Origin of the sequence: Tepidimonas sp. HKU78, from assembly GCF_049860815.1 — a bacterium.
In the GTDB taxonomy this organism is placed as follows: Bacteria; Pseudomonadota; Gammaproteobacteria; order Burkholderiales; family Burkholderiaceae_C; genus Tepidimonas.
In genome coordinates, this window is the sequence record NZ_CP187547.1 from 1,637,073 (window position 1) to 1,661,455 (window position 24,383).

Below are 24,383 nucleotides of genomic sequence, written 5' to 3' on the forward strand. Positions count from 1 at the left end.
GTATGTCACGTCCGCTTCCGTGGGACAGCATCGACATCCATCTGATCCGGGTGTTGTATACGGTGCTGACCGAACGCAGTGTCACGCGCGCCGCCGTCCGTCTGGGCATGCACCAGCCGGCGGTGAGCGCCGCGCTGCGCCGCTTGCGGCGGCTGACGGGCGATGCACTGCTCGTGCGTGCCGGCTCGGGCATGGTGCCCACGGCCGTCGCGCAGCGCATGATCGCGCCGGCGGCCGAAATCCTGCGCCAAACGGAGACGATGCTGGCGGGCGCGCGCGCGTTCGACCCCGCGCACGGCACGCACATCTTCGCCATCGCGGCCAGCGACTATCTCGACCCGTGTTTTTTGCCGCGGTTGGTGGCACACATCAAGGCCAGCGCGCCGCTGGCGCGCGTGGATATCCAGCCCCTGTCGGGCGAAGCCGACTACCGGTATCGCCTCGCCCAGGGCGAGGTGGACGTGGTGATCGGCAACTGGCCGCAGGCGCCGGATGACCTGCACCAAGGGCGGCTATTCGGGGATGAGGTGGTGTGCCTGGTCTCGACCCGGCACCCGGCACTGCGCCGGGGCTGGACGCTGACCGAGTGGCTGCAGGCCGAACACGTGGCCCCCACTCCGATGGCGCCTGGCGCACGCGGCGTGATCGACGACCACCTCGCGCAGCAGGGGTTGACCCGCAACATCGTGGTGCGTTGCCCGCACTTCGGGCTGATTCCGGCCATGGTCAGCCAGAGCCTGCTGGTGCTGACCACGGGCCGCCAGTACTGCCAGCGCTTCGTGGACACGCTGCCGGTGGCGATCGTAGCGCCACCGTTGCGGTTTCCTCGGCTGCTGTACTACCAGCTCTGGCACGAGCGCACGCACGCCTCGCCCGCCGCGCAATGGCTGCGCCAGGCCATCCGCGATGTCGCGGCGGGTCTGTGCGACCCGGCGCGCGAGGGCCAAACCCCGTTACCATCCGCACCTTCGCGTGCGCAGACCGTGGCGCGCGAATCTGCCTTCCGATCCACCGGCCCCGATACCGCGCCATGAGCCCTCCGCCGCGACTGCAACTGCACCACATCACCAAGCGCTACCCCGGCGTGGTGGCCAACGACGGCGTCTCGCTGGAGGTTCAGCCGGGCAGCATCCATGCCGTGTTGGGCGAAAACGGCGCGGGCAAGTCCACCTTGATGAAAATCATCTACGGCGCAGTGCAGCCCGACGACGGTGCCGTGCTCTTCAACGGCCGCCCGGTGCACGTGCGCAACCCGCAAGAGGCACGCGCGCTGGGCATCAGCATGGTGTTTCAGCACTTCAGCCTGTTCGAGACGCTGACCGTGGCCGAGAATGTCTGGCTCGGGCTCGACGCGGCCCTGTCGCTGCGCGAGGTGAGCGAGTCCATCGAGGTCAAGGCACGCGAGTACGGGCTGGAGATCGATCCGCGGCGGCCGGTGCACACGCTCTCGGTGGGCGAGCGCCAGCGCGTCGAGATCGTGCGCGCCCTGCTGACGCAGCCGCAGTTGCTGATCTTGGACGAGCCGACGTCCGTGCTCACGCCGCAGGCGGTCGAGCGCTTGTTCGGCGTGCTGCGCCAGCTCGCCAGCGAAGGCTGCAGCATCCTCTACATCAGCCACAAGCTGCACGAGATCCGGGCCCTGTGCGACACCTGCACCGTGATGCGTGGCGGGCGCGTGACGGGTGTGTGCGACCCGCGTCAGGCGAGCAATGCCGAGCTGTCGCGGCTCATGATCGGCAGCGAGCCCCCCGCGCTGCCGCCGCACCGCGCGGCCAGCGGCGACGTCGTACTGGACGTTTGCGCGCTGACCCTGCCCAGCAGCGAGCCGTTTGGCACCGACTTGCAGGCGGTCGATTTGCAGGTGCGTGCGGGCGAAATCGTCGGTATCGCCGGGGTGTCGGGCAATGGTCAGCGCGAGTTGCTTGCCGCCTTGTCCGGCGAGGTCACGGCGGCGCCGCCCGGCTCCATCCGCTTGGACGGGCGCGACATCGCGCGTCTGGGGCCAGGTCCGCGGCGACGCCAGGGCCTGCATTTCGTGCCGGAAGAGCGCCTCGGGCGCGGCGCCGTGCCTTCCATGGGGCTGGCGCACAACCTGCTGCTGACGCGGCGCGAGGCCGTGGGCCCCGCGGGTTGGCTGCACCTGGGGGCGCTGCGGGCGCAGGCGCGCGACCTCATCGAGCGCTACCGGGTCAAGGCCGCGGGGCCGGATGCCGCCGCGCAGTCGCTGTCGGGCGGCAATCTGCAAAAGTTCATCGTCGGGCGCGAGATCGACGCGCGCCCGCGCGTGTTCATCGTCGCGCAGCCCACGTGGGGGGTGGACGTGGGGGCCGCGGCGCAGATCCGCGCCGAGATCGTTGCCCTGCGTGAGGCTGGGTGCGCGGTGCTCGTCGTCAGCGAGGAGCTCGACGAGCTGTTCGAGCTGTGCGACCGGCTGTATGTGATGGCGCGCGGTCGGCTGTCGCCGCCGTTGACGGTGGCGCAAGCCACCCCCCAGCGCGTGGGCGAGTGGATGTCGGGCCTGTGGCCGCAGGCGCCAGAACCGGTGCAGGAGGGGCAGCATGCTGCGGCTTGAGTTGCGTCCCCAGCCGTCGGCCGCATGGAGCGCGGCGTCGCCGCTGCTGGCGCTGGCCATCACCGTGGTCATCGGCATGGCGCTGTTTGCGGCGCTGGGCAAGGATCCCGTGGCCGGTCTGCGGGTGTTTTTTTGGGAGCCGATGCGAGACGCCCGCGCCTGGAGCGAGCTGCTACTCAAGGCCACACCGCTGCTGCTCATCGGCCTGGGACTGGCGATCGGGTTTCGCTCGAATGTCTGGAATATCGGTGCCGAGGGGCAGTTCATCATCGGTGCCGTGTTCGCCAGCGGCACGGCGCTGGCGCTGGCCGGGGCCGCTTGGCCAGTCTGGCCCGTGGTGCTGCTGGCCGGTGTGGTCGGCGGCTGGCTCTGGGCCGCGATCACGGCGCTGCTGCGCGACCGCTTTCACGCCAACGAAATCCTGGTCAGCCTGATGCTGGTCTACGTGGCGGTGCAGGTGCTCAACTACCTGGTCTATGGGCCGTGGAAAGACCCGATGGGGTTCAACTTTCCGCAGACGCAACGCTTCGACCCGCAGGCGATGGTGCCGCGCCTGTACGCCGGACTGCGACTGCATTGGGGCCTGGTGATGGCCCTGGTGGCGGTGGTAGCGGTGTGGGTGTTTCTGTTTCGTACGCGCGCCGGGTTTGCGCAGCAGGTGGGGGGACTGGCGCCGGCGGCGGCGCGCTATGCGGGGTTTTCGTCGCGGCGCGCGCTGTGGGTGGCCATGGGCGTGACGGGTGCGCTCGCCGGTCTGGCCGGTGCGCTGGAGGTGGCGGGGCCGGTGGGCCAGCTCACGCCCCATGTGCCGGTGGGATATGGGTTTGCGGCCATCATCGTCGCGTTCGTGGGTCGTCTGCATCCGCTGGGCATCGTCGGCTCGGCGCTGCTCATGAGCCTGTTCTACATCGGTGGTGAGCTCGCCCAGTCGCGGCTGGGGCTGCCCAAGTCGATCACCGGCGTCTTTCAGGGCCTGTTGCTGCTGACGTTGCTGGCCTGCGACACACTGATCCACTACCGTCTGCGTTGGAGGAAGGGCTGATGGAAGCGCTGGCTCTGCTGATCGCGGCCACGCTCAACGCCGGCACCGTGTTGGCGATTGCGGCGCTGGGCCTGCTCATCAACGAGAAGGTGGGCGTCGTCAACCTGGGGGCCGAGGGCTTGATGCTGTGCGGGGCCTTGGCCGGTTTCGCCGCCGTGGTGCACCTGGGGGTGCACCCGGTCGGGTTTTTGGCCGGCATGGGCGTGGCGGCGCTGCTGTCGTTGCTGTTTGGCTGGCTGGTCATCTACCTCAACACCAACCAGTATGCCACCGGCCTGGCGCTGAGCCTGCTGGGCGCGGGGCTGTCGGCGTTTGCCGGGCAGCCCTACACCCAGTACAAACTGCCAGAGCTGGTGGCACCGGCGGTGCCGCTGCTGGCCGATCTGCCGTTCATTGGCCCGGCGCTTTTTCGGCAGCACGTGCTGGTCTATGGCGCCATCGCGCTGGCGCTGGCGTTGGTGTGGCTTTTCGATCGCACGCGCACCGGGCTGGTGCTGCGCAGCGTGGGCGAAAGCCCTGAATCGGCGCATGCGCTGGGCTATCCCGTGCGCCGCATCCGGCTGCTGGCGGTGGTGCTGGGGGGCGCGCTGTGCGGGCTGGCGGGGGCCTACGTGTCCACCGTCTACACCCCGCTGTGGGTGGAAGGCATGATTGCGGGCAAGGGCTGGATCGCGCTGGCGCTGACCACGTTTGCCACTTGGCGACCGGCACGGGTTTTGCTGGGGGCTTACCTGTTCGGTGGGGTGACGATGCTGCAATTCCACTTGCAGGGCATGGGGGTGGCGGTGCCCAGCCAGTTCTTGACCATGCTGCCGTACCTGGCCACCATCGTGGTGCTGGTGCTCATCTCGCGCTCGCCCCTGTGGATTCGCACCCACATGCCGCAGTCGCTGGGCAAACCGTTTCATCCTGGGTCGTGAAGATCGCCCATTTTTTCTCAAGGAGTGTTTCCATGATCGATATGCGCAAACGCGAATGGCTCAAGACCGCCGCCAAGGCAGCGGCGCTGGGGTTGGTGGCCGGCTCGGCGCTGGTGGGCTGCGGCAAGAAGGAAGAAGCCGCCAAGGCGCCAGCCCCGGCGCCGGCCGCCGAGGCACCCAAGCCCCAGCCGCTCAAGGCCGCCTGGGTGTACGTGGGCCCGGTGGGTGACGCTGGCTGGTCGTTCGCGCACGACCTGGGTCGCAAAGCCGTCGAGGCGCACTTCGGCGACAAGGTGCAAACCACCTTCGTCGAGAGCGTGCCCGAAGGGGCCGACGCCGAGCGCGTCATCCGCGACCTGGCGGCGCAGGGCAACAAGATCATCTTCGCCACCTCATTCGGCTACATGGAGCCGATGCTCAAGGTGGCCAGTGAATTTCCAGACGTCAAGTTCGAGCACGCCACTGGCTACAAGACCGCCGACAACATGCGCGTCTACGACGCCAGCTTTTATCAGGACACGTACATGGCCGGCATCATCGCCGCGCATATGACCAAGACCAACACGTTGGGCTTCGTCGGCTCCTTCCCCATCCCCGAGGTGCTGCGCAACATCAACGCCTTCGTGCTGGGCGCGCAGAGCGTCAAACCCAACATCAAGCTCAAGGTGGTGTGGGTCAACAGCTGGTTCGACCCGCCCAAGGAGACCGAGGCCGCCCAGAGCCTGATCAACCAGGGTGCCGACGTGCTGTTGCAAAACACCGACTCCACCGCTGTGCTACAGACGGCCGAGAAGAACGGCAAATACGCCTTCGGCTGGGACAGCGACATGAGCAGCTTCGGTCCGAAGGCACACCTGGCGTCGGCCGTGGTCAACTGGGGGCCATACTACATCCAAGCGGTGCAGGAAGTGCTCGACGGCACTTGGCAGGGTAACAAGCGCACCATCTGGGGTGTCAAGGAAGGCCTCAACGACCTGATCAAGATCGCCGACGTCGTGCCGGAGGAGGCCAAGAAGAAGGTCGAGGAGGTCAAGGCCGGCCTCAAGAGCGGCGAGTTCGAGGTCTTCACCGGCCCCATCGTCGACAACACCGGCAAGGAAGTGCTGGCCAAGGACGTCAAGGCCGATCAGGCCTGGAAAGACCAGGTCAACTTCTTCGTCAAGGGGGTCGAGGGCAAGGTGCCGTCGGGTAAGTGATGGTCGAGCGCGACCATTGGTGGCCGGTGGCGCTGGCCAGCGCCGTGGGCCCCACGCCGCTGTCGTGCTGGCTGCTGGGCGAGCCATTGGTGCTGTGGCGCCATGAGGCGGGCGCGGTGCAGGTCTTGGCCGACCGCTGCCCCCACCGCGGCGCGCGGCTGTCGCTGGGTGCCGTGGTGCAGGGCCAGCTGCAGTGTCCCTACCACGGTTGGCGCTTCGACGGGGCGGGCCGATGTCGCGCCATTCCCGCCTTGCCGGCGTTTATCCCGGCACCAGCCCAAGCGGCGCACGCGTATGCCGCCTGTGAGGCCCACGGCATGGTCTGGGTCTGTCTGGGTCAGCCCAGCGTGGCGGTGCCGGCGCTGCCAGACCTGCCGCCGCGCTGCGTCGCGCACGGCCCGTTCGACGTGGCCACGAGCGCTCCACGCGTGGTGGAGAACTTTCTGGACACGGCGCACTTTGCCTTCGTGCACGACGGCTGGCTTGGCGAGCCCGCGCATGCCGACGTTCCCCCTTGCGCGGTTTCGCACACGCCCGACGGGCGGCCATTCGTCGCCGACTACCCGGCCTGGCAACCGCGGGCGAGCGCGGGTGCGCAGCAGGGGACCTGGGTGCGCTACCGCTACGAGGTGCTCAGCCCTTTTGCGGCGATGTTGCAGAAGCGCCCCGACGGTGACGGACCCGCCGATGCCTACGTGCTCTGGGTCTGCCCGATGCAGGAGGAATCTTGCCGCGTCTGGTTCGTGCAACACACCACCGATTTCGACACCCCAGACGAGTCCCTGCGCACTTTCCAGGCGATGATCTTCGCCCAGGACCAACCGATTCTCGAGTCGCAAACGCCCAAGCGCCTGCCGCTGTATGCGGGCGGCGAAGCCATGTGTGCCGCCGATCGCTTGAGCGCGGCCTATCGGCGGTATCTGCGTGACACCGGTATCGCGTATGGTGTTTGTTGACGGAGCCGACCATGGATTCAGCCGCCCTTGCCGAACCCGACATCGCGTTCGACCGCATTCCGGCGCAGCGTCTGCCCGCGCTGCTGCGCTCGGCGCCCAAGGCCGAACTGCACTTGCACATCGAAGGTACGCTGGAGCCGGAGCTGATGTTCGCGCTGGCGCAGCGCAACGGCGTGACGCTGCCGTACGCGAGCGTGCAGGACGTACGCGCGGCGTACGCGTTTACCGACTTGCAGAGTTTTCTGGACCTGTACTACGCCGGCGCTGGGGTGTTGCGCACGGCGCAGGATTTTTACGACCTGGCGTGGGCCTACTTCCAGCGCGCGGCCGCCGACGGCGTGGTCCATGCCGAATGTTTCGTCGATCCGCAGACGCACACGGCACGCGGCATCCCGATGGCCGTGCTGTTCGAGGGATTGGTCGCGGCGCAGCGCCGCGCGCAGACCGAACTCGGGCTGTCGGTGCAGTGGATTTTGTGCGTGCTGCGTCACCTCAGCGAAGACGAGGGGTTGACGATGCTGGAAGCCGCGCTGCCGTACCGCGAACACTTCATCGGCCTGGGGCTCGACTCCAGCGAGCGCGATCACCCTCCGCGCCAGTTCGTGCGCGTCTTCGAGCGTGCCCGCGCACTGGGGCTGCACGTCGTGGCCCACGCAGGTGAAGAGGGGCCGCCAGACGATATTTGGCAAGCGCTCGACCTGTTGCAGGTGCAGCGCATCGACCACGGCGTGCAGGCGCTGCACGACCCCGCCCTGATGCAGCGGCTGGCGCGCGAGCGCGTGCCGCTGACGGTGTGCCCGCTGTCCAATGTCAAGCTGTGCGTCTATCCCGATTTGACACGGCACCCCTTGGGTCGGCTGCTGGATGCCGGTTTGTGCGTGTCGGTGCATTCGGACGACCCGGCCTACTTTGGCGGCTACGTGGGCGACAACCTGGTGCAGACCGTGGCCGCGCTGGGCCTGAGCGCGCGTCAGGCGTGGCGCTTGTTGGCCAACGGGTTCGAGGCCGCGTTCATCGACGAGCCGACCCGCGCGCGCTACCTGCAGCGGCTCCATGCCGCGTTTGCCGCCGCAGCGGCCTGACTGGCGCGCGTCGCCTACGTAAAATGCAGTGAACGACTGTTGCGCCACGCCACCATGACCATCAAAAGCGACAAATGGATCCGCCGCATGGCGGAGGAATACGGCATGATCGAGCCGTTCGAGCCGGGCCAAATTCGCGAGGTCGACGGACGGCGCGTCATCAGCTACGGTACCAGCAGCTACGGCTATGACATCCGCTGCGCGCCGGAATTCAAAGTCTTTACCAACATCCACAGCACGGTGGTCGACCCCAAGAACTTCGACGAGAAGAGCTTCGTCGATTTTCACGGGGACCACTGCATCATCCCGCCCAACAGCTTTGCGCTCGCGCGCACGGTGGAGTACTTCCGCATCCCGCGCAACGTACTGACCATCTGCCTGGGCAAGAGCACCTACGCCCGCTGCGGCATCATCGTCAACGTCACGCCTTTCGAGCCCGAGTGGGAAGGCTATGTGACGCTGGAGTTTTCCAACACCACCCCGCTGCCAGCCAAGATTTACGCCGGCGAGGGCTGCGCGCAGGTGCTGTTTTTCGAGAGCGACGAGGTCTGCGACGTCTCGTACCGCGACCGCGGCGGCAAGTACCAGGGGCAGCGGGGCGTGACGCTGCCGCGGGCGTGAAGCCGGCGGTCGTGTCGTTGGCTAGGGATCAACTGATTCAATCCCCAACCTTCCCACGACCTGGCACCATCATATCGACACACCCTGCCTAACCCAGCCCACAGACCAGCCCCATGCCCATCCAGACGAGCTTTGCCGAACTCGAGGTCGTCTCCAAGAAGAAGCTCACCCGACGCGAGCTCAGGGCGTACGTCGTGCAAAAGGGCTTTGGGCTGTCGGACGAAGGCCTCGAGGACGCGCTGTACGACAGTTAGGCCATCCGCCGGTTCGTGGGTACCGATCTGGCCCGCGAGGGTCGCTGAGTGCGGGCTGCGGCACCATCTTTGGCCAGTCCGCCAGCGCAGCAGCGCTCGAGACGGACGGGCGGGGTTTATTCAGCGGTTCCTTAGCAGCATGATTCAGGCGACAACTATCTTGACATGCACCGCTCACCTTTACCGTGCGTTCGACTAAGTGCGCGGCAAGCACCACCGTTCAGGGTAGGCCGCGCCTGAGCGCCGAAGGAATCTCCGGACTTCAGGCCGGGGAGGATGTCAAGTCATCTCTTTCACAAAGGCCCTATCTGCTCACTTGCCAAGTTCCGCAAATACCGCGTCGAGCTGCGGATTGCTGGTGATCAGCAGCAGCCGTTTGATGGTGGGGGTGTGATTGATCTCCAACCGCATGTAGCGCTCACCGCCGGCGGTGGACTGCTGGCGAATCAGCTGAATGCGCCCAAAGAGTGCTCCATGTCGTTCGGCGAACTTCGCCAGCCCGACCGCCTTCTCGAAGTTGTCGTCCAGGTCCGGCCGATGGGGCTCCAGGATGTCGATCGCATACCCGCCTTCCACCTGCCGAACGATGACGAGATCGGGGAACATCGGCCTGACCTCCCCCCCTGACATGTAGGGCACCTCCAGCGACCAGGGTTTGCGGTCCAGGTTGCGCAACCAGCCCACCACTGCCGGGTTGGCGAGTTCTTCCTTCAGGACCTCGGCTTCCCATGTACCCAGCTGGGCCCGGAACTGGCCGTTGCCCTCCACGTACAGATGGCGCTCCCACAGCGTATCCGTGGGTTGTCGCCGGAAGTCGATCGCCTGGGGCAGGTGCCACGGCACCTCGGCCGGTTCGGCCGTGGCGAGCCGCAACTTCTCGTAGTTGGCACGGCGATGCTCCTTGAGCTGGTAGATCGCCTTCTTGTGCTGGTCGTACAAGGCGTGGAAGGCCTGCTCGGCGCGCTTTTCCAGTTCGCCCATCTGCGTGGGATGGCGCGCCAGCACGATGGCTTCCACCTTCACGTCTACCGCGTCGCGCTCGGCGTGGGCGCGCCAGTACTCCATTTGCAAGCCGTGGCTGAATACGCGGCCTGCCTCCTCAAACAGGCGGTCGATGTCAACGCTGGATGCCTCGATGCGATAGTCCGCTTGCGGCTCACTCACGCCGGTTCCGTTATGCACGGCCAGGGTTCGCAGGCCCACCTGCGTGATGGCGCGCGCCGCCGAATCGAATTCCCCGGTGGCCTTCAAAGTGGCCACGCACTCGGTCATCCACGCCACGATCTGCGCCTTGGCCTGGCCCCAGGCCTCGTCGTCGATCCCGTCGAGCGTCAAGCTGCGCGCCATGGCCATGTAGCGTCGCAGCGGGCTTTGCGCCCGCACGGCGCCCACGCGGTAAGTCACCAGGCCGTCCAAGGCGGCGAACAGGGCCTCGGTGCCCGCCCGGCGCTGGAGCACCACCAGCTCGCGACTGGAGCCCGTCTCGGCCGGCGGCACGTCCTCCTGGTTGTGCAGTGCGGCCACCACGTTTTGCACCGCCTGCGTGTCGAAGTAGGGCAGGAACAGATGCACATCGTTGAGCGCGGCATCTTTTTCGATGCGGCGCGCCAGCGGCGTGCGCACCATGCGGCCGAGCAACTGGGCAATGTAGGTGTGATCTTCCGCGCGACGGAAAGACATCATCACCTCGGCACGCGGACAGTCCCAGCCTGTGGACAGGCCCGTCTTGAAGAACACCACGCCGATCTCCTTGTCCGCATCGATGCGGGATGCCTCGACCCGCCGCACCCGGCGACCCCCCACGTCCAAATCACCGGCATCGTGCATGGCGTGGGCCACTTCGCCCTCGTTCAACCGGCGTCCGATGACGCGCTCGATGACATCCAGCGCGGCCGTGAGGTCGGTGCGGGTGAGCTGGTGATCGGTGCCATTTTCCACCTGCACCACCAGAATGGGCCAGACCGTCGGTGCCTGCTCTTCCTGGCAGTAGCGCTGCCACGCCTGCGTCATTTGGTGCCAGCGGCGCGCGGCTTCCTGCAGCAGGCCCATCTCGGCCGTCGTCGGCGACTCGGGGTGGTGGATCAAGATGCGGTCCTTCAGCAGCCCCGACTCGCGCACCTCCTCTGCCGAGATGGCGACCTTGTGCACCGTGTGCGGTGCATGTTCCAGCAGGTCCAAAAAGCGCTTGGGTGTGGCGGACACACCGATGACCAGCGGCATCTTCACGAGGCCCACTTCCGGGTGCCCCAGGAGAAAGCGCTGCATCAAGGTCTGCGCCTCTTTGGCGCCCCGGCCGGACGCCATGCCCCGGTGGGCTTCGTCGATCACCACATAGAAGCGGTCCGGTATCGCGCGGGCGGTGTTGGTCAGCGTTTCCCAGATGAGGTGCTGGCGTCCGTCACCCCGATTGGTCAGCGGTTGATTGACGGCCAGCTTTTGCGTGTTGATGAAGTACACGCAGCCGCCCTGCAACTGCGGCGCATCGAAGTGCGCATCGATCGTGATGAGCTGATGGACGCGGTAGACCTTGTCGGACTTGCTCTCGATCTTCAGCTTCGTCTGCTCGTTGAGCTCCGGCATGTCGGACACCCACAGGATCACGGCATCCCGCTGCGGAGTCCAGTCCAGCGGCCACGCGAGCTCATCGTCGGGCTGATCCAGGATGGCCTCGAACAGCGCCGTCATGATGATGGTCTTGCCGCTGCCGGTGGGTGCGGAAAAGGCAATGGCCTGCGGGTTGTCGGTGCTGGCGAAGCGGCGCGCGGCCGTGAGCTTGTCGCGCAGCTGGTGCAGCGCATCCTTCTGGAAGTCGAACAGCGTGACCTTCATGGCAGATACCGGTTGATGTCGAGCGCGCCATGGAAGACGCCGAGGATTTCGACGATGGCTGCATCGCCTCGACGCAGATACGCAATACGGTAGTGACCGTACAGCAACATGCGCACCTCGCCCTCGGGCACGACGCGCAGCCGGGTACCGATGTCGGGGAACTCGGCGGCCAGTTCCGCCTTGGCCACGATGCCGTCAACGACCTTGGCAGCCGCGGGCGGGTTGTCCGCGGCGATGTAACGGTCAATGTCCTCCAGCCAGGCCAGTGCCTCGGCCGTCCACCTCAGCTCTGCCATGCACGGATTCTCCGCAGCGCCTCGTCATGGCTCACGCTGCGTCCCGCGCGGGCGTCGGCCAGGCCGCGTTCGAGCATGCGCTCGAACGCCAGCTCGCGCAGGATTTCCTCAAAGCTGGCATCCTCGGGCTGCGCCTCGATCACGGCGCGCAGCACGTCTTTGGCGCTGGGTTGTTCGTTCGCGGTCGCCGTCATTTCGCACCTCCTTGGTTGATCATAAAGTTGAGCAGGTAATCCCGGTACAACTGCACCACCTGCAAGCCGGGGTTGCCCCTCCCGGCGGCGTCGCGAACCTCTTGCGCCATCGTCTTGAACGACTCGTCCGCGTCGGTGACGATGAACACATGCGACAGGCCGGTGCGGCCGCCGATGGCCTGGAGCAGCCGTCCCATCCGCGTCTCGTCGAGCAGTACGACGAAGTTGCTGCCCTCGGGGGCGAACAGTACGGGCTCCGGTTCGTTGCGCGCCAGTTCCGGCCTCGGCCCCACGGCACCGGCCTTGAGCCACAGCAAGGGCAGGATCTCGCGGAACGCGCGGCGCAGCGACACGCGCTCGGGGTCCAGAAAGTCCAGCTTGAAGTAGGCGAGATTGGCCGCGAAGCCCGCGCGCATCGGGCGCTTTTCTTCCTCGGTCACCTTCAGCGGCCCGAGCAGTTCGTTGACCTGCGCCTTCAGGTGGTCGAACTGACGCCTGGTCGGCACCACGATGACGAAGTCGCTGATGTGCGCCTGCCCGTCCAGGGCGTCCAGCCAATCGTCGGCGGCGGCTGGGTCGAACAGCACGCTGACCGCGTAATCCTCGGACACGATGTAGGGGCAAGGCTCCGTCACCAGCGTCTGCGGCAGGCCATCGATCAGCGCCACGATCTGCTTCTTGGCGGCCGTGGTCAGCGTGGCCGGGTCGAGGAAGCCGAGGTGCCGGAAGCGGCGGGCCTTGTCGCGCTCCACCGTCTTGCCGGTGAAGTATTCCCCGTCCAGGAGGGAGCCGTCGTCGCGCCGGCCGAGGATGGTGTACTTGCTGCGCGGCCAGGTCACCGAGCGGCAGATGCCCTGCGCCTCCCACTCGTCGTCGCCCGGTTGCAGGCCGCGCGCGCGCATGGCCTCGGCCTCCTCGGCGGACACCTCGTTGTTGGTGACCAGAATGCAGCGGCGCTGTCCGCCGTCGGCGGCGTTGAGCAGGTTGACGGCATGCAGCGTGGTGCCGCTGCCGGCGAAGAAGTCGAGAATGAGCGCCTGCGGCCGGTCGCGCACCACGGCGGCAACGGCATCGCGCGTGCTGTAGAGCGACTTGGGAAAAGAGAACCGACCGCCCTCGCCCAAGATGCTCTTCAGCAAGGCAGAGCCGTAGATGCCGGAGTCGTGCAGCGGGCGATGCCAGACGGTTTTGGGAAAGCGCTGTTCGCGTTCGGTGTAGCGGACTTCGACCGCACCGGTTGTGGCGTCACGGCCCACGATTTCGATGGCACCTTCCTCGATCTGTCGGCGTGCTTTCTCGCCCAGGTAAAGCACCGTCCACGTGCCACGCTGTTCGTCATAACCGCCCAGCTTGACGAAGCCCTGATCGATCAGAGCGCGCAGACTGTTCGGTCCGACCCGCCAATTGCCCCAACTCCCATCCGTGCGGATGGGCCATGCCACACTGCGCGGCGCGTGCACCGTGAGGTCCGGCACCTGCGGCAGCGGCAGTGGCTCGCCCACGCCGGTGATGCGGCGCGTCTCAGGCTCGACGAAGATGGGGTAGAACAGCCCGGGCCGATCCTCGCGCCGGGAGTTGGTGCCGCCCCGCAATAACCGCTCCCAGCGCGGTGTGGTGAATTGCTTGCCGTCACGCAACGGGTTGAGCAGGTCGTCGTGGTGGGGCACGGTGCCCGCGCCGGGGGCAAAGCAGTAGAGCGCATATTCCTCGGCGCGCGCAAAGCGGCCCTGCGCCACGCCTTTAGCGTTGATGACGACGGTCACGGTTTGCCGCGCCCAGTCGGGAAACAGCCGCTCCAGCAACATTCCCAGGTGGTGAACTTCATGCTCATCGATGGTGACGATCAGCACCCCGGTGTCGGCTTTCAGCAGCCGCTTGGCTAGCTTCAGCCGCTTTTCCATGAAGGCCAGCCACTTGCTGTGCCGCCACTGGTCGTTGGCGTCCACGTAATCGTTGTTGTACTTCCAGTCCCGCGCGCCGGTGTTGTACGGCGGGTCGATGTAGATGCAATCCACCTGGCCGGCATAGAGGTAGTCCAGCAACTGCAAGGCGTGGTAGTTGTCGGCTTCGATCAGGGTGTGCCAGGGCCCGGCAGGGTCGCCGTTTTGCACCGCGTCCATCGGCACCAGTGAGGGGAAGATCGGCTCGCCGAATTCGCGCACCACGAGCAGTTCATCGACGGCCATATCGACCGTCTCAGTGGCCGTCCGGTTCGCCTCCGTTGGATGCTGTTCGCTCCCTGGGCGGATGCAGGTCGCGACGCCATCGCGCACCTGCAAGACCCGCCAAACGTCCTTCAGCGAGCCTGCGCGCCGGCACACCAAGTCACCGCGGCGCGGCCTGGTCTTGGGCAGCGGCAACAGTTCGGGCAGGTGGTCCTCGAACACGAGGCCGAATTTCTTTTCCTTCGAGGCGCTGGCCCACTCTGCGGCCAGCCGCTCGCGCAGACGTGGGTCGGTGACCTGGGCAATCAGATCGTGGATGGCTGACAAAAGACCCTCCTTGCGGCTCGCGACCTGTCGTCGGCCACGCGCGTCATGACAGTGAGTTTGTGGCGCCCAAGTGGCAAGCCCACCGGGCGCTGGCGTTCACAGACTCTGAGTTTCATCGTTATGGGCCCTCCGGAAGGTCAGTGGCCCCGCGCGATGCGCTTGGCTTGGCACAGCTCGATCAGACCGTTGAGTTCTCGTACGCCAGTGTACTGGGCGCGATACTTTACTTCGAAGGGAAACAGCTCGCCACCCACTTTGGCGACGAGATCCACTTCCCAGTCTTTTTTGCCACGCCAGTAAGAGAAGCGCACGGTCTGCGCGCAGTAGCGGGCAACAGGTGCTTGAACACGGCCGTCTCGGTGGCTACGCCCAGCGCCGCGGCGTCCTCCAGGATGGCCTTGCCCTCGAGCATCACGGCCGGCGCAATGGCCGCATCGGCCAGGTAGATCTTGAAGCGCGCGCGCACGTCGAGCCGTATCAGACGCTAGGATTGCTCACGAGCGATGAGATGAGACGGGCTGGCGTCGAGGGTCTTTATGACTGGGCGCTCGCCGCCGATGATGTCCGTCACGCTTTTCGGCGTCATGGCGATCCGGCGACAGAGGCGCGTCTTGGCCAGTTAGCCGTGACCGCCGATGACTTCCGCCTCGCGGCCATCGCGCTGCGAGACGGACAGTGGCGTCTCGATGGGACGACGGATATTGGCCGCCCGGCCATCGTGCTTGAATACACGGACCCACAGTCCGGTATCCGCTACGTGATGGTGTGGGAAGTGCGCACCGGGCGCAAGATGATCGTGCTCAAGAGCATGAGAAAGTGGCCCGCCCCGGGAGCTCCACGTCCTTGACGACTTCCGGGTATGAACCGGACGCCCCATGCTCGGGCCATCAAAAGGATAGCACATGATCCGCATCGACATCGACGACCGCGAAGTGCGCCGGGCGCTCGAAGACCCGCGCCGCCGCACTTCGAACATGAAGTCCGCCATGCACACCGTCGCCGACCATTTACATAGTCGTTCCTGAAATCTTCACCCGAGCCCCGGTTGCGAGCGCATCAAGCCTGGCCTGAGCGATATCGCCCCCGCCTCGGCCGGCTGCAACAGGCGCAAAAGAGGGGATGGGCTCGATGTTTTCGTGGCCGGAGCAGCTTACTCTCCTGCTTGCTGATCCGTTGGGTCGTACCCCGGTGCACGATGCGCACATCCGAGTTGCAGCGCATCCACCCCCCGGTAGCCCCGATCGACGAACACCGTCGCGGGCTCGACCGCACAGTCTTGCATCAGGATCGTGGCCTGCTCGAGCTGTTCGCGCAGGGTGTGTCCGTCATACGGATGGCCATGGAAGGCCCGCGCACCCACGATCAGGTTGCCCTTGAGCGTGCTGGCAATGCCCGCCTTGACGCCGAATTCGTAGGGTGTTCGGGCCTTGCCCTTGCTGATACAGTCGCGCCAGCATTGCGCCAGCGCTCGACCACCCCTTCGTCCGACTCGTTGAAGGCGTGCTTGAGATACAGGAGGCTGATCATGATGCGCAGCGGCACGCGCGGGCGCCCCGCGTGGCTCAAGCGTTCGCGGCGCTGCACCTGTTCACCAAACAGATCGAGATCGGGCATGGCGATGCCCGAGCGCGCCTTGCGCGACAACAGATGCGCCACCGATCCTCCGATTTGCTGTCAGGGCATGCGAGAGGCCAGCACCGCCAGCGGGTGGCGCAGATCGATCATGTGATCGATGCGCGAGCGGAAGAAATCGTCTGTGGCAGGGCGGGCAAACTTCACAGAAAACTCCCGCAAATCGCGCACACGAGGATGTGAAAGTGGGAGATATTTTTGCCGAGAAAGCGTGAAATCCAGAGCTAAATCAAATAGTTATGAGTAAATCAGGGGGTGGTTGGGTACAACGCGTCACCCGATCACCCACAACATCAACGCATACACCCCCGTGCCCAGCAGCGTGGAGGCCGCCAGCCCCCCGCGCAGGCGCTGGAGGAGGATCACGGCGGCCAGGGCAACGGCCGTGGGCAGGGCGCGGGTGGGGCCGGCGGCCGGCCACAGCAGAGGGAAGAGCGAGGCCACCAGCAGGGCGGCGATGGCGGCCGGGCCGATGGCCGAGGACCAGCGGCGGATAAGGTTCGAACGCTCGGTACTTTGACGCAGCCCCCACCAGAAGGGCAAGGAGCGCAGCAGGAAGGTGCCCAGCCCACAGGCCAGCACGGTCAGCAGCTGTATCCAGCCGGCTTCACTCATCGTCGCCGTCCTCGTCCACGTGTGCCTGCAGCAACTGGAGGGCCGCACCGGCCAGCATGCCGGCCGGGATGGCCACATGGGCCGGGCCCAGGGCCAGGCCCAGCAGCGTGACACCCGCCGCCCCCCACAGCGCCCGGCCACGTCCGTGCACCCCCATCTGCAGCAGCAGCGACAGGAAGAGCGCCGGCAGCACGAACTGCAAAGCCTCCTGCAGCAGGGGGATCCGGTCCACCAGCTGGGCGCCGGTCTCGGCCCCCAGCCAGGTGCCAGCGATCCACGCGCCATAAGCCCCGGCCTGCAGGCCAGCCAGCCAGCCCGCGCGCTGGGCCGGGGCCAGGGTGGGCAAACGCGCGGCCGCGCAGGCGAAGACTTCGTCGGTCAGGCCAAAGGCCAGGGCCGGGCGCACGCGGGCCGGGCGCGCCTGCGCGAGCTGTTCGGCCACCACCCGACCGTAGAGCAGATGGCGGGCATTGAGCAGCCAGATGGTGGGCACCACCGTCAGCGGCCCGCCGCCGGCGGCGAGCAGGGACACCAGCACGAACTGGCTGGCCCCTGCAAAAACGATGGCTGAGATGGCCACGGCCCATGGAGCCCCCAAACCCATCTGAACGGCGGCCAGCCCGAAAGAAAAAGCCACGGGCACGTAGCCCGCTGCAATGGCCAGGCTGTCGCCCAGGCCGCGCAGCACCTGCCGCGTCATGCGCCCTCCGGCTTGCTGAAGGTGAAGACATGGGTGCCCCCGCCCCAGTCGTCGCTGCCGGTGGTGGCAAACACCCGGCGGTGGCGGCGCAACTCCAACCCGGCCAGCGCGGCCAGCCCGGCAAAGCGGCGCGGGAAGGTCTTGCGCTCGACCTCGTAGTCGAAGCCGGCCACCATGGCCTGCAGCTCCAGCCAGTAGAAGCGCACGAAGGCCCCGATCTCATGTGCAGGGCGCTCGCGCAAACCGGACTCGCACAGGCGCGCATACAGGTTACGGCACAGGCTCACCGCCTGGGTCGATTTGCCCTCGGTGGCCGCGACCATGGCCATGATGATGGAGCGGCGCAAGTCGCGGTAGAGCCTGAGGTCCAGCCCCCCTTCGGAGGCCGGCGGCTCACCCACCCAGGCCATGCTGGCCAGCAGGTAGGCGCTGTGGTGGCGCACCAGGGCGAGGTTGCGTTCATCCACGCTGGCGAATTCGGGCAGGAACTCGTCGGCCACCACCAGCAGCCCGCCGGGCTGCAGCAGCTGCATGGCCTTTTGCAGCATGAAGGCTGTGTTGAAGTGGTGCGAGGCGCCGAAAGAGGTGATGAGCGGTGTCTCGCCGCTCGGCAGGTCGAGCTCCAGGAAGCCGCCGTGATGCAGCTCGATGCCCTCAACCCCGTGGGCATTGCGCTGCAGGCACACAAACGCCGCCTCGTCGGGTTCGACGGCCAGGAAACGGCAACCCGGATGCAGCTCGTGCAGCATCAGCAACGGCAGACCCGGCCCTGCGCCCACGTCGATGGCCTGCAAGGCGGGCTGCGGTCCGGCGAAGCTTGCGATATCCTGGGCGGCGGCCACTACTTGGCGGGCATAGGCGGGGTGCAGCAGCTCGAAGGCATCGTATTGCTCCACGTCGATGCGGCTGGAGAACGGCCCGTCCCGGCCGCCGCGCTGCGCCGCCGCGGGCGCCGGGCGCACGTGATGCAGCTGCCGCGGCATGCACATGCGCCCCCGCTGCAGCAGCACCTCAGCGGCCAGGCTGTTGAGCACCCAGCTGCGGCCCTCCAAATGAGCCTGGATTGCGGCCGTTTCGGGCGCGCCCAGCTCGATGAAGGGCGATTCCGCCAGCCGGGCTAGGCGGATGGCGGCAGCCGGCAGGTCGGCGTTGGTCCAGGCGGGCGGTGCCTGGTCGGGTTGGGCAAAGGCTCCGGTCAGGGGCATGGGCACCACGGCGACATACGGCCCCTGGGCGTCGTCTTCCACCAGCGACAGCACCGGCCAGCGCCAGGGACCGGCGGTGGCCTCGTGCTGCATCTGGCGCAGCTTGAGCAGGCCGTCACGCCTATTGAGCGGCTCGCCGCGCAGTCGCAGGATGCGCGCGCCCAGGCCGTTGGACACCTCCAGCAGGGCGCGCTCCATCACGCTGCGCACCCCCTCCCAGGCGCTCGGGGCCTGGGGCCACTCTAGGTAGAGCGTGGAGGCACTGGCCGAATAGGTCTTGGGCGGATACACGATCACCACCATGGCCCGGCCGCCTTGCTCGGTGGCCGCGTACACATGCGGCACATCGGCGTCGAAGGTGTGAGTGTCGCCAGCCCTCACCATGCGCGGCCGGTCGGCCTGCCCCACCAGCATGGCCCCGGACAGCACCGTGATGCGTTCCTTCACCCCTTCCGGATGCGGGGCGGAGTCCTTGCGGCAGCCTGGCCGCAGTTCGATCAGATAGACCTCGATCTCGGGGTCGTCGGTCGATTTTTCGATTAATCGAACAATCACCCCCTTGTCCAACAGCTCGCCGCCGTCGCTCAGTTCCTCGTTGACCAGCTGGCCGAAGGGCACTCCCAGGGCGTTGGCCGCAGCCCACAGGGTCTCGATCGTGGGGTTGCCCTCGCCGTTTTCCAGCTGCGACAAGGTCGATTTCGCCACCCCGCTGCGCTCGGACAAGCCCGCCAGCGTGAGCCCTCGCTGTTCCCTAAATCGCAGCAGATTCCTGCCGATGGCTGAGACGGTGCTCACGAGGTTTTCCTGATAGATATCGATGTGAGTTCATTATAACAAACAAACGGTTCGTTCTGTCGGTCTGCGGCCAGGTGTGCCTCTATGGCACGATGGCGCCACATTGCATCCGGGGAAGGAGGTCCACGCTATGTCCATCGTTTTGCTCATCGTTGGCGTGGTCGTCCTGGTGGCAGGGGCTGAGGGCCTCACGCGCGGCGCCGCGCGGTCGTCACTGTCCTGGGGGATCTCGCCCCTGGTGGTAGGCTTGACCATCGTGGCCCTCGGCACCAGTGCGCCGGAGATGGCGGTGTCGGTAGGCGCAGCCGCCAACGGCACCATCGATCTGGTCGTGGACAACCTGGTGGGCAGCAACATTTTCAACATCCTTGTCTGCCTGGGCCTGGCCGGCGTGGTGGCGCCCCGTGGCCTGCCCATTTCCGAAGCTGTCCTGAACTTCGATCTGTGGGTGATGGTGGGTGGCCACGCTGCTGGCCTGCCTGCCCATCTTCATGAGCGGCCGGGAGATCGCGCGCTGGGAAGACGGCGTGCTGCTGGCCTACCGCACCACCGCCACCGCCGCCACGGAGGTGCGCCGCGTCAGCGGCTGGCCGAAGAACAGTGCCCCCAGCAGCACCGTCCACACCGGCATGGTAAAGCCCAGGATGGCCGCCCGCCCGGACGCCAGGGCGGCCACGCCAAAGATGGCCAGCGTGTGCCAGCCCAGCATGTTGGGCAGTGCCAGCGTGACGATGCTGCGCCACTCGCTGCGCCGGGGCGGCAGGCGCACACCGCGCCAGCGATAGAACGCGAACAGCCACAGCGCGCCGCCGGTCATCGTCACGGCGCGGAAGAACAGGGGCGAGAGCTCCTGCAGCGACAGTTTCATGACCGGCCAGTTGACGCCCCACATCAGCGTCAAGGCCACCAGTCCCAGGGCTTGGGCGCGCGACAGCATCACGGGTAGGGGCGGCTCACACCGCCACGGGCGCCTTGATGGCCGGGTGGTGCTGGTAGTCCAGGAATTCGAAGTCGTCGAATTCGTAGTCGAACAGGGTCGGCGGGCGGCGGCGGATGCGCAGCGTTGGGTAGGGGTAGGGCGAGCGCGACAGTTGCAGCTGCACCTGCTCCACGTGGTTGTGGTAGATGTGGCAATCGCCACCGGTCCAGATGAAGTCGCCGACGCCTAGGTCGCACTGCTGCGCCACCATGTGCGTCAGCAGCGCATAGCTGGCGATGTTGAACGGCACGCCCAGAAAGACGTCGGCGCTGCGCTGATAGAGCTGGCACGACAGTCGGCCGTCGGCCACGTAGAACTGAAACAACGCATGGCACGGCGCCAGCGCCATCTGGGGCAGGTCGGCGACGTTCCAGGCGCTGACGATGATGCGTCGCGAGTCGGGGTTGGTACGCAGGGTATGCAACACCTCGCTGATCTGGTCGATGTGTCCGCCGTCAGGCGTGGGCCACGAGCGCCATTGCACGCCGTAGATGGGGCCCAGGTCGCCGTCGGCGCGCGCCCACTCGTCCCAGATGGTCACGCCGCGCTCTTGCAGCCAACGCACATTGCGTTCGCCGCGCAAAAACCACAGCAGCTCGTAGATGATGGATTTGACGTGCAGCTTCTTGGTCGTGACGAGCGGAAAGCCCTCCGACAGGTCGAAGCGCATTTGGTAGCCGAACACGCTGCGCGTGCCCACCCCGGTGCGGTCGGTCTTGGGCGTGCCGTGCTCGAAGACGTGGCGCATGAAGTCTTCGTACTGCGTGCGGATCGGGCGCTGGCTCATGGGGCTGCATTATCGGGCAGCAGCACGCGCCCGGGGTTGAGCAGGCCCGCAGGGTCGAGCGCGCGCTTGATGGCGCGCATGATCGCGAGCGCCGTGGGGTCCTTGAACGCAGGCAGCAGCGCCGCCTTGAGCCCGCCGATGCCGTGCTCGGCGCTGATGGAGCCGCCGTGGCGCTGCACCAGGCGGTAGACCAGCTGATTGACGTGGGCTTCGTGTTCCTGCAGGAACGTGGCGGCATCCGTATCCGGCGGCGCCTGCACGTTGAAGTGCAGGTTGCCGTCGCCCAGGTGGCCAAAATTGACCACGCGCGCACCGGGCACGGTCCCGTGCAGCGCGGCTTCTGCCTCCGCGCAGAAGGCAGGGATGCGCGACACCGGCAGGCTGATGTCGTGCTTGAGGTTGAGCCCCTCCTGCGCTTGGGCAAGCGGGATGCTTTCGCGGATGTGCCATAGGGTGCGCGCCTGCGCCAGGCTTTCGGCGACGATGGCGTCGCGCGCTGCACCCTGCTCGATGGCCGCGGCCAGCGTGGCCTCCAGCGCCCCGCGGGCGTGCACTTCGCTATCGTGGTCGCTCACCTCCAGTAGCACACACCATGGGTGTTCGCGCCACAGTGGCACGCGCAGGTCGGGGAAGTGCCGGTCCACCAGGCTGAGCGCGAACGCGTTCATGGCCTCGAAGCCGGTCAGTGTCGGGCCCAGCCGGCGTTGCGCCAGTGCCAGCAGTGCCAGGGCGTCGGTCAGCCCCGACACGGCGGCCCACGCGGTCAGGCGTGCGGCGGGCTGTGGCACCAGCTTGAGCACCGCCCCAGTGATGATGCCCAGCGTGCCCTCGCTGCCGATGAACAGGTGGCGCAAGTCGTAGCCCGTGTTGTCCTTGCGCAAGCCGCTCAGGCCGTCCCAGAGCTGGCCGTCGGCGGTGACGACTTCCAGCCCCAGGCACAGGTCACGCGCATTGCCAAAGCGCAGCACCTGCGTGCCACCGGCATTGGTGGCCAAATTACCGCCGATGGTGCAGCTCCCTTCGGAGGCCAGGCTCAGCGGCAGCCACAGGCCCGCAGCCTCGGCGGCCTGCTGGGCCACTTGCAGCACGCAGCCAGCGTCCACGGTCAGGGTCAGGTTGTCGGGGTCGAGCGCGCGCACGCGCTGCAGCCGTTGCAGGCTCAGCACCACCTGGCGGCCGCTGGTGTCGGGCACGCCGCCCAGCACCAGCCCGGTGTTGCCCCCCTGTGGCACGATAGGGGTGCCGTGCGCGGCGCACAGGCGCACCACGGCGGCCACCTCCTGCGGGCTGCCTGGGCGCACCACGGCCAGCGCGCGCCCACGGTGGCGGCGGCGCCAGTCTTGCTCGTAAGCGGTCAGGTCGTCGCCGTCGGCAGCGGTCAGCACATGGGCAGCACCGACGGCGGCGCGCAGCTCGGTCAGCAGATCGGTGCGGGGCATGGGGGCGCGTCCAGGATCCAGAATCTCCATCAGGGCGTGGTTGCCGCTTCGGAGGCGGCTTGGCGCGCCGCTCGCAGCCGCCAGCGCACGTGCAGCGCGCAGGCGGCAAACAGCCCCAGACACAGCAGCACCTGGGTCCAGGCCAGCAGGGCCGACAGGCCGCTTTCGGTCGTCGCGCGCACGATGCCTTCGGTGAAATACAGCCACACGAGCAGGCTCAGCCAGCGGTAGGTGTACATGCGGTGCCGCAGCAGACCCGGTAACGGCAATGTCAGTGGCAACACCTTGAGCGCCCACCACGAGCCGCCGGGGCGCAGCGGAGCGAGCCACAGTTCCCACGCCAGGCCCAGGGCGATGAGCGCGAGCAGGCACGACACGGCCAGCGCACGGGTGCGCCGGGCCAGCCGCAGCGCCGTTTGCGCAGGGCTGGGCGCAGGCGGGGCAAGGGGAACAGACGGGGCAGCCATCGGCTGGCATGATAACGGCATGAGCGCCACCGATTCGCGGACCCAGCCCCATTCCCGGGCCCGTCGTCAGGCCGCCTGGCGAGCGGCTTGGCGGGCCGAAGGCGCCCGACTGTGGCGGGCGCTGCGCGACTTTCCATGGCGCACCACGCTGGCCATGCTGCGCGAGCGCCTGGCGCGCGACCGGCTGGGGGTGGCGGCAGGCAGCCTGACGTTTACCACCACCATCTCGCTGGTGCCGCTGCTGACCGTGGCGCTGGCGATCTTTTCGGCGTTTCCGGCGTTTGCGCGCGTCGAGCAGCGCCTGCAGCGCTGGATGGTCGAGGCCCTGGTGCCGGAGAGCATCGCGCGCCAGGTCTCCAACGCACTGTGGCAGTTTTCGGCCAACGCGGCCAAGATCGGCTGGAGCGGCGCGCTGGTGCTGCTGATCACGGCGCTGGCGCTGGTGCTCACCATCGACCGCCAGCTCAACGATATCTGGCGCGTGCGGCGCTTGCGGCCGCTGGCGCAGCGGGTGCTGGTGTACTGGGCACTGCTGACCCTGGGGCCATTGTGCCTGGCCGCGGCGCTGAGCGCCAGTTCGTACGCCCTGTCGGTATCGAAAGGTTGGCTGCCAGGCGTCCATGCGGGGGTCCGCTGGCTGCTCGACATCGGGGGGTTTGCCCTCGTGGTGCTGGGGGTGGCCGCCCTGTACCGCTATGTGCCCAATGCGCCGGTGCGCCTGCGGCATGCGCTGGTGGGCGGGGTGTTCGTTGCCATCGCGTTCGAGCTGGCGCAGCAGGCGCTGGCGTGGTATCTGCGCACGGTGCCCACCTATTCGGCGGTGTACGGCGCGTTTGCCACGCTGCCGATCCTGCTCGTCTGGCTCTACTTGCTGTGGTTGATCGTGCTGCTGGGGGCGGTGATCGTGGCCTACCTGCCCAGCCTACTGGCGGGCGTGGCGCGGCGCGGCGACACGCCGGGCTGGCCGTTTCAACTCGCGCTAGAGCTGCTGGCCGCACTCGATGCGGCGCGTGCAGCGCCGCGCCCCGGGCTGTCGGTGCCGCAGCTGGCGCGCCGGTTGCGTGTCGATGCGCTGCAGCTCGACGAGCCGCTGAGTGCGTTGCAGGCCCTGGGGTGGGTGGGGCAACTCAGTGACGACGAGGGGCGCTGGGTGCTGTTGGTCGATTTGCACGAGCGCCACCTGGGCGACTTGGCGCAGCGGCTGTGGTTGCCCAAGACCGCCTCGACGCAGCCATTGTGGCGCGCGCTCGCCCTCGACCGCATACCCGTGGCCCAGGTGCTGCCTGGCGGCCGCGATTGACGCTGGCCCG

Annotated in this window: 25 protein-coding genes and 2 pseudogenes; 13 read left to right on the forward strand and 14 right to left on the reverse strand. The window is 67.2% G+C overall.

Annotated elements, in window-relative coordinates:
* Window positions 1-2: 2 nt before the first annotated feature.
* The 9 genes from ACPYIS_RS08230 (at window position 3) to ACPYIS_RS08270 (ending at window position 8,643) form a co-directional block, all read left to right on the forward strand.
* A complete protein-coding gene (locus ACPYIS_RS08230) occupies window positions 3-1,034 on the forward strand; it encodes a LysR family transcriptional regulator (RefSeq protein WP_424894755.1) in 1,032 nt (343 codons plus the stop codon).
* Entirely contained in the window at window positions 1,031-2,572 is a 1,542-nt protein-coding gene (locus ACPYIS_RS08235) for an ABC transporter ATP-binding protein (RefSeq protein ID WP_299021505.1), read from the forward strand. Before ACPYIS_RS08230 ends, ACPYIS_RS08235 begins: the two co-directional genes overlap by 4 nt.
* On the forward strand, window positions 2,559-3,614 hold the full coding sequence (locus ACPYIS_RS08240; RefSeq protein WP_299021503.1) for an ABC transporter permease: 1,056 nt from the start codon (window positions 2,559-2,561) through the stop codon (window positions 3,612-3,614). Before ACPYIS_RS08235 ends, ACPYIS_RS08240 begins: the two co-directional genes overlap by 14 nt.
* The gene (locus tag ACPYIS_RS08245) at window positions 3,614-4,534 is read left to right on the forward strand and encodes an ABC transporter permease (protein ID WP_299021501.1); all 921 of its coding nucleotides are present in this window, start codon (window positions 3,614-3,616) and stop codon (window positions 4,532-4,534) included. Before ACPYIS_RS08240 ends, ACPYIS_RS08245 begins: the two co-directional genes overlap by 1 nt.
* A 32-nt stretch (window positions 4,535-4,566) precedes the next feature.
* Complete coding sequence (locus ACPYIS_RS08250) at window positions 4,567-5,730, forward strand: BMP family ABC transporter substrate-binding protein (RefSeq protein WP_424859562.1); 1,164 nt, start codon at window positions 4,567-4,569, stop codon at window positions 5,728-5,730.
* Window positions 5,730-6,686 carry a Rieske 2Fe-2S domain-containing protein gene (locus tag ACPYIS_RS08255; RefSeq protein ID WP_424860128.1) on the forward strand — a complete coding sequence of 319 codons (957 nt, stop codon included), beginning with the start codon at window positions 5,730-5,732 and terminating at the stop codon, window positions 6,684-6,686. Before ACPYIS_RS08250 ends, ACPYIS_RS08255 begins: the two co-directional genes overlap by 1 nt.
* A gap of 11 nt (window positions 6,687-6,697) precedes the next feature.
* A complete protein-coding gene (locus ACPYIS_RS08260) occupies window positions 6,698-7,768 on the forward strand; it encodes an adenosine deaminase (RefSeq protein ID WP_424894754.1) in 1,071 nt (356 codons plus the stop codon).
* 54 nt (window positions 7,769-7,822) lie between these two features.
* The gene (gene dcd, locus ACPYIS_RS08265; protein ID WP_058616447.1) at window positions 7,823-8,389 is read left to right on the forward strand and encodes a dCTP deaminase; all 567 of its coding nucleotides are present in this window, start codon (window positions 7,823-7,825) and stop codon (window positions 8,387-8,389) included.
* A gap of 113 nt (window positions 8,390-8,502) precedes the next feature.
* Window positions 8,503-8,643, forward strand: a complete 141-nt coding sequence (locus ACPYIS_RS08270) for a hypothetical protein (RefSeq protein WP_156137228.1) — start codon at window positions 8,503-8,505, stop codon at window positions 8,641-8,643.
* 312 nt (window positions 8,644-8,955) lie between these two features.
* Here ACPYIS_RS08270 and ACPYIS_RS08275 read toward each other — a convergent pair whose 3' ends face one another.
* The 5 genes from ACPYIS_RS08275 to ACPYIS_RS08295 all read right to left on the reverse strand — a co-directional run bounded on the left by ACPYIS_RS08275 (window position 8,956) and on the right by ACPYIS_RS08295 (window position 14,765).
* Window positions 8,956-11,472, reverse strand: coding sequence for a DEAD/DEAH box helicase (locus ACPYIS_RS08275; RefSeq protein WP_424894753.1), 2,517 nt, complete (start codon window positions 11,470-11,472; stop codon window positions 8,956-8,958).
* Window positions 11,469-11,768, reverse strand: a complete 300-nt coding sequence (locus tag ACPYIS_RS08280) for a type II toxin-antitoxin system RelE/ParE family toxin (protein ID WP_043699412.1) — start codon at window positions 11,766-11,768, stop codon at window positions 11,469-11,471. The genes ACPYIS_RS08275 and ACPYIS_RS08280 overlap by 4 nt, the downstream gene beginning before the upstream one ends.
* Window positions 11,756-11,962, reverse strand: coding sequence for a hypothetical protein (locus ACPYIS_RS08285; RefSeq protein WP_043699415.1), 207 nt, complete (start codon window positions 11,960-11,962; stop codon window positions 11,756-11,758). The genes ACPYIS_RS08280 and ACPYIS_RS08285 overlap by 13 nt, the downstream gene beginning before the upstream one ends.
* Window positions 11,959-14,322, reverse strand: coding sequence for a site-specific DNA-methyltransferase (locus ACPYIS_RS08290; RefSeq protein ID WP_425973477.1), 2,364 nt, complete (start codon window positions 14,320-14,322; stop codon window positions 11,959-11,961). Before ACPYIS_RS08290 ends, ACPYIS_RS08285 begins: the two co-directional genes overlap by 4 nt.
* Before the next feature lie 269 nt (window positions 14,323-14,591).
* Window positions 14,592-14,765, reverse strand: a complete 174-nt coding sequence (locus tag ACPYIS_RS08295; RefSeq protein ID WP_185974868.1) for a hypothetical protein — start codon at window positions 14,763-14,765, stop codon at window positions 14,592-14,594.
* Window positions 14,766-14,791: 26 nt separating this feature from the next.
* On the opposite strand from ACPYIS_RS08295, the gene ACPYIS_RS08300 reads away from it, so the two are divergent.
* Both ACPYIS_RS08300 and ACPYIS_RS08305 read left to right on the forward strand, forming a co-directional pair.
* Window positions 14,792-15,301, forward strand: coding sequence for a hypothetical protein (locus tag ACPYIS_RS08300; RefSeq protein ID WP_185974867.1), 510 nt, complete (start codon window positions 14,792-14,794; stop codon window positions 15,299-15,301).
* Between the two features lie 55 nt (window positions 15,302-15,356).
* A complete protein-coding gene (locus ACPYIS_RS08305) occupies window positions 15,357-15,479 on the forward strand; it encodes a hypothetical protein (RefSeq protein WP_269429399.1) in 123 nt (40 codons plus the stop codon).
* Window positions 15,480-15,673: 194 nt separating this feature from the next.
* Here the strand turns inward: ACPYIS_RS08305 and ACPYIS_RS08310 are convergent.
* The 5 genes and pseudogenes from ACPYIS_RS08310 to ACPYIS_RS08330 all read right to left on the reverse strand — a co-directional run.
* Window positions 15,674-15,901 (reverse strand): annotated as a pseudogene (locus ACPYIS_RS08310) (IS5/IS1182 family transposase); the annotation flags it as partial.
* Window positions 15,817-16,068 (reverse strand): transposase, encoded by a 252-nt coding sequence (locus tag ACPYIS_RS08315; RefSeq protein ID WP_268807361.1) that lies wholly within the window; start codon window positions 16,066-16,068, stop codon window positions 15,817-15,819. The pseudogene ACPYIS_RS08310 and the gene ACPYIS_RS08315, both read right to left, overlap by 85 nt.
* Before the next feature lie 291 nt (window positions 16,069-16,359).
* Entirely contained in the window at window positions 16,360-16,701 is a 342-nt protein-coding gene (locus ACPYIS_RS08320) for an AzlD domain-containing protein (protein WP_068610301.1), read from the reverse strand.
* Window positions 16,694-17,401 (reverse strand): AzlC family ABC transporter permease, encoded by a 708-nt coding sequence (locus ACPYIS_RS08325; protein ID WP_143969135.1) that lies wholly within the window; start codon window positions 17,399-17,401, stop codon window positions 16,694-16,696. Before ACPYIS_RS08325 ends, ACPYIS_RS08320 begins: the two co-directional genes overlap by 8 nt.
* Entirely contained in the window at window positions 17,398-19,401 is a 2,004-nt protein-coding gene (locus ACPYIS_RS08330) for a helix-turn-helix domain-containing protein (protein ID WP_424859559.1), read from the reverse strand. The genes ACPYIS_RS08325 and ACPYIS_RS08330 overlap by 4 nt, the downstream gene beginning before the upstream one ends.
* A 130-nt stretch (window positions 19,402-19,531) precedes the next feature.
* Between ACPYIS_RS08330 and ACPYIS_RS08335 the strand changes: the two are divergent.
* A pseudogene (locus ACPYIS_RS08335) lies at window positions 19,532-19,798 on the forward strand (calcium/sodium antiporter); the annotation flags it as partial.
* A 141-nt stretch (window positions 19,799-19,939) separates the two neighbouring features.
* Here the strand turns inward: ACPYIS_RS08335 and ACPYIS_RS08340 are convergent.
* Genes ACPYIS_RS08340 through ACPYIS_RS08355 form a run of 4 tightly spaced genes read right to left on the reverse strand, consistent with a single transcriptional unit; the run spans window position 19,940 to window position 23,073 of the window.
* The gene (locus ACPYIS_RS08340; protein WP_082668429.1) at window positions 19,940-20,338 is read right to left on the reverse strand and encodes a DMT family transporter; all 399 of its coding nucleotides are present in this window, start codon (window positions 20,336-20,338) and stop codon (window positions 19,940-19,942) included.
* Between the two features lie 16 nt (window positions 20,339-20,354).
* Window positions 20,355-21,167 carry a thymidylate synthase gene (locus ACPYIS_RS08345; RefSeq protein ID WP_300843300.1) on the reverse strand — a complete coding sequence of 271 codons (813 nt, stop codon included), beginning with the start codon at window positions 21,165-21,167 and terminating at the stop codon, window positions 20,355-20,357.
* Window positions 21,164-22,606: an FAD-binding oxidoreductase gene (locus ACPYIS_RS08350; RefSeq protein ID WP_299020838.1), complete on the reverse strand. Its 1,443-nt coding sequence runs from the start codon at window positions 22,604-22,606 to the stop codon at window positions 21,164-21,166. The genes ACPYIS_RS08345 and ACPYIS_RS08350 overlap by 4 nt, the downstream gene beginning before the upstream one ends.
* Before the next feature lie 29 nt (window positions 22,607-22,635).
* Window positions 22,636-23,073 carry a DUF2069 domain-containing protein gene (locus tag ACPYIS_RS08355; protein ID WP_300843326.1) on the reverse strand — a complete coding sequence of 146 codons (438 nt, stop codon included), beginning with the start codon at window positions 23,071-23,073 and terminating at the stop codon, window positions 22,636-22,638.
* 19 nt (window positions 23,074-23,092) lie between these two features.
* Here ACPYIS_RS08355 and ACPYIS_RS08360 point away from each other — a divergent pair, with 19 nt between their 5' ends.
* Entirely contained in the window at window positions 23,093-24,373 is a 1,281-nt protein-coding gene (locus ACPYIS_RS08360; protein WP_424894749.1) for a YihY family inner membrane protein, read from the forward strand.
* Window positions 24,374-24,383 lie beyond the last annotated feature (10 nt).

Excerpts from the sequence above, each read along its gene's own strand:
- ACPYIS_RS08270 (WP_156137228.1), top strand. The coding sequence starts at position 8,503 with ATGCCCATCCAGACGAGCTTTGCCGAACTCGAGGTCGTCTCCAAGAAG.
- ACPYIS_RS08260 (WP_424894754.1), top strand. The coding sequence starts at position 6,698 with ATGGATTCAGCCGCCCTTGCCGAACCCGACATCGCGTTCGACCGCATT.
- dcd (WP_058616447.1), top strand. The coding sequence starts at position 7,823 with ATGACCATCAAAAGCGACAAATGGATCCGCCGCATGGCGGAGGAATAC.
- ACPYIS_RS08340 (WP_082668429.1), bottom strand. The coding sequence starts at position 20,338 with ATGCTGTCGCGCGCCCAAGCCCTGGGACTGGTGGCCTTGACGCTGATG.
- ACPYIS_RS08350 (WP_299020838.1), bottom strand. The coding sequence starts at position 22,606 with ATGCCCCGCACCGATCTGCTGACCGAGCTGCGCGCCGCCGTCGGTGCT.
- ACPYIS_RS08230 (WP_424894755.1), top strand. The coding sequence starts at position 3 with ATGTCACGTCCGCTTCCGTGGGACAGCATCGACATCCATCTGATCCGG.
- ACPYIS_RS08285 (WP_043699415.1), bottom strand. The coding sequence starts at position 11,962 with ATGACGGCGACCGCGAACGAACAACCCAGCGCCAAAGACGTGCTGCGC.
- ACPYIS_RS08280 (WP_043699412.1), bottom strand. The coding sequence starts at position 11,768 with ATGGCAGAGCTGAGGTGGACGGCCGAGGCACTGGCCTGGCTGGAGGAC.
- ACPYIS_RS08235 (WP_299021505.1), top strand. The coding sequence starts at position 1,031 with ATGAGCCCTCCGCCGCGACTGCAACTGCACCACATCACCAAGCGCTAC.
- ACPYIS_RS08305 (WP_269429399.1), top strand. The coding sequence starts at position 15,357 with ATGATCCGCATCGACATCGACGACCGCGAAGTGCGCCGGGCGCTCGAA.
- ACPYIS_RS08360 (WP_424894749.1), top strand. The coding sequence starts at position 23,093 with ATGAGCGCCACCGATTCGCGGACCCAGCCCCATTCCCGGGCCCGTCGT.
- ACPYIS_RS08255 (WP_424860128.1), top strand. The coding sequence starts at position 5,730 with ATGGTCGAGCGCGACCATTGGTGGCCGGTGGCGCTGGCCAGCGCCGTG.
- ACPYIS_RS08345 (WP_300843300.1), bottom strand. The coding sequence starts at position 21,167 with ATGAGCCAGCGCCCGATCCGCACGCAGTACGAAGACTTCATGCGCCAC.
- ACPYIS_RS08355 (WP_300843326.1), bottom strand. The coding sequence starts at position 23,073 with ATGGCTGCCCCGTCTGTTCCCCTTGCCCCGCCTGCGCCCAGCCCTGCG.
- ACPYIS_RS08325 (WP_143969135.1), bottom strand. The coding sequence starts at position 17,401 with ATGACGCGGCAGGTGCTGCGCGGCCTGGGCGACAGCCTGGCCATTGCA.
- ACPYIS_RS08250 (WP_424859562.1), top strand. The coding sequence starts at position 4,567 with ATGATCGATATGCGCAAACGCGAATGGCTCAAGACCGCCGCCAAGGCA.
- ACPYIS_RS08240 (WP_299021503.1), top strand. The coding sequence starts at position 2,559 with ATGCTGCGGCTTGAGTTGCGTCCCCAGCCGTCGGCCGCATGGAGCGCG.
- ACPYIS_RS08315 (WP_268807361.1), bottom strand. The coding sequence starts at position 16,068 with ATGCCCGATCTCGATCTGTTTGGTGAACAGGTGCAGCGCCGCGAACGC.
- ACPYIS_RS08245 (WP_299021501.1), top strand. The coding sequence starts at position 3,614 with ATGGAAGCGCTGGCTCTGCTGATCGCGGCCACGCTCAACGCCGGCACC.
- ACPYIS_RS08275 (WP_424894753.1), bottom strand. The coding sequence starts at position 11,472 with ATGAAGGTCACGCTGTTCGACTTCCAGAAGGATGCGCTGCACCAGCTG.
- ACPYIS_RS08320 (WP_068610301.1), bottom strand. The coding sequence starts at position 16,701 with ATGAGTGAAGCCGGCTGGATACAGCTGCTGACCGTGCTGGCCTGTGGG.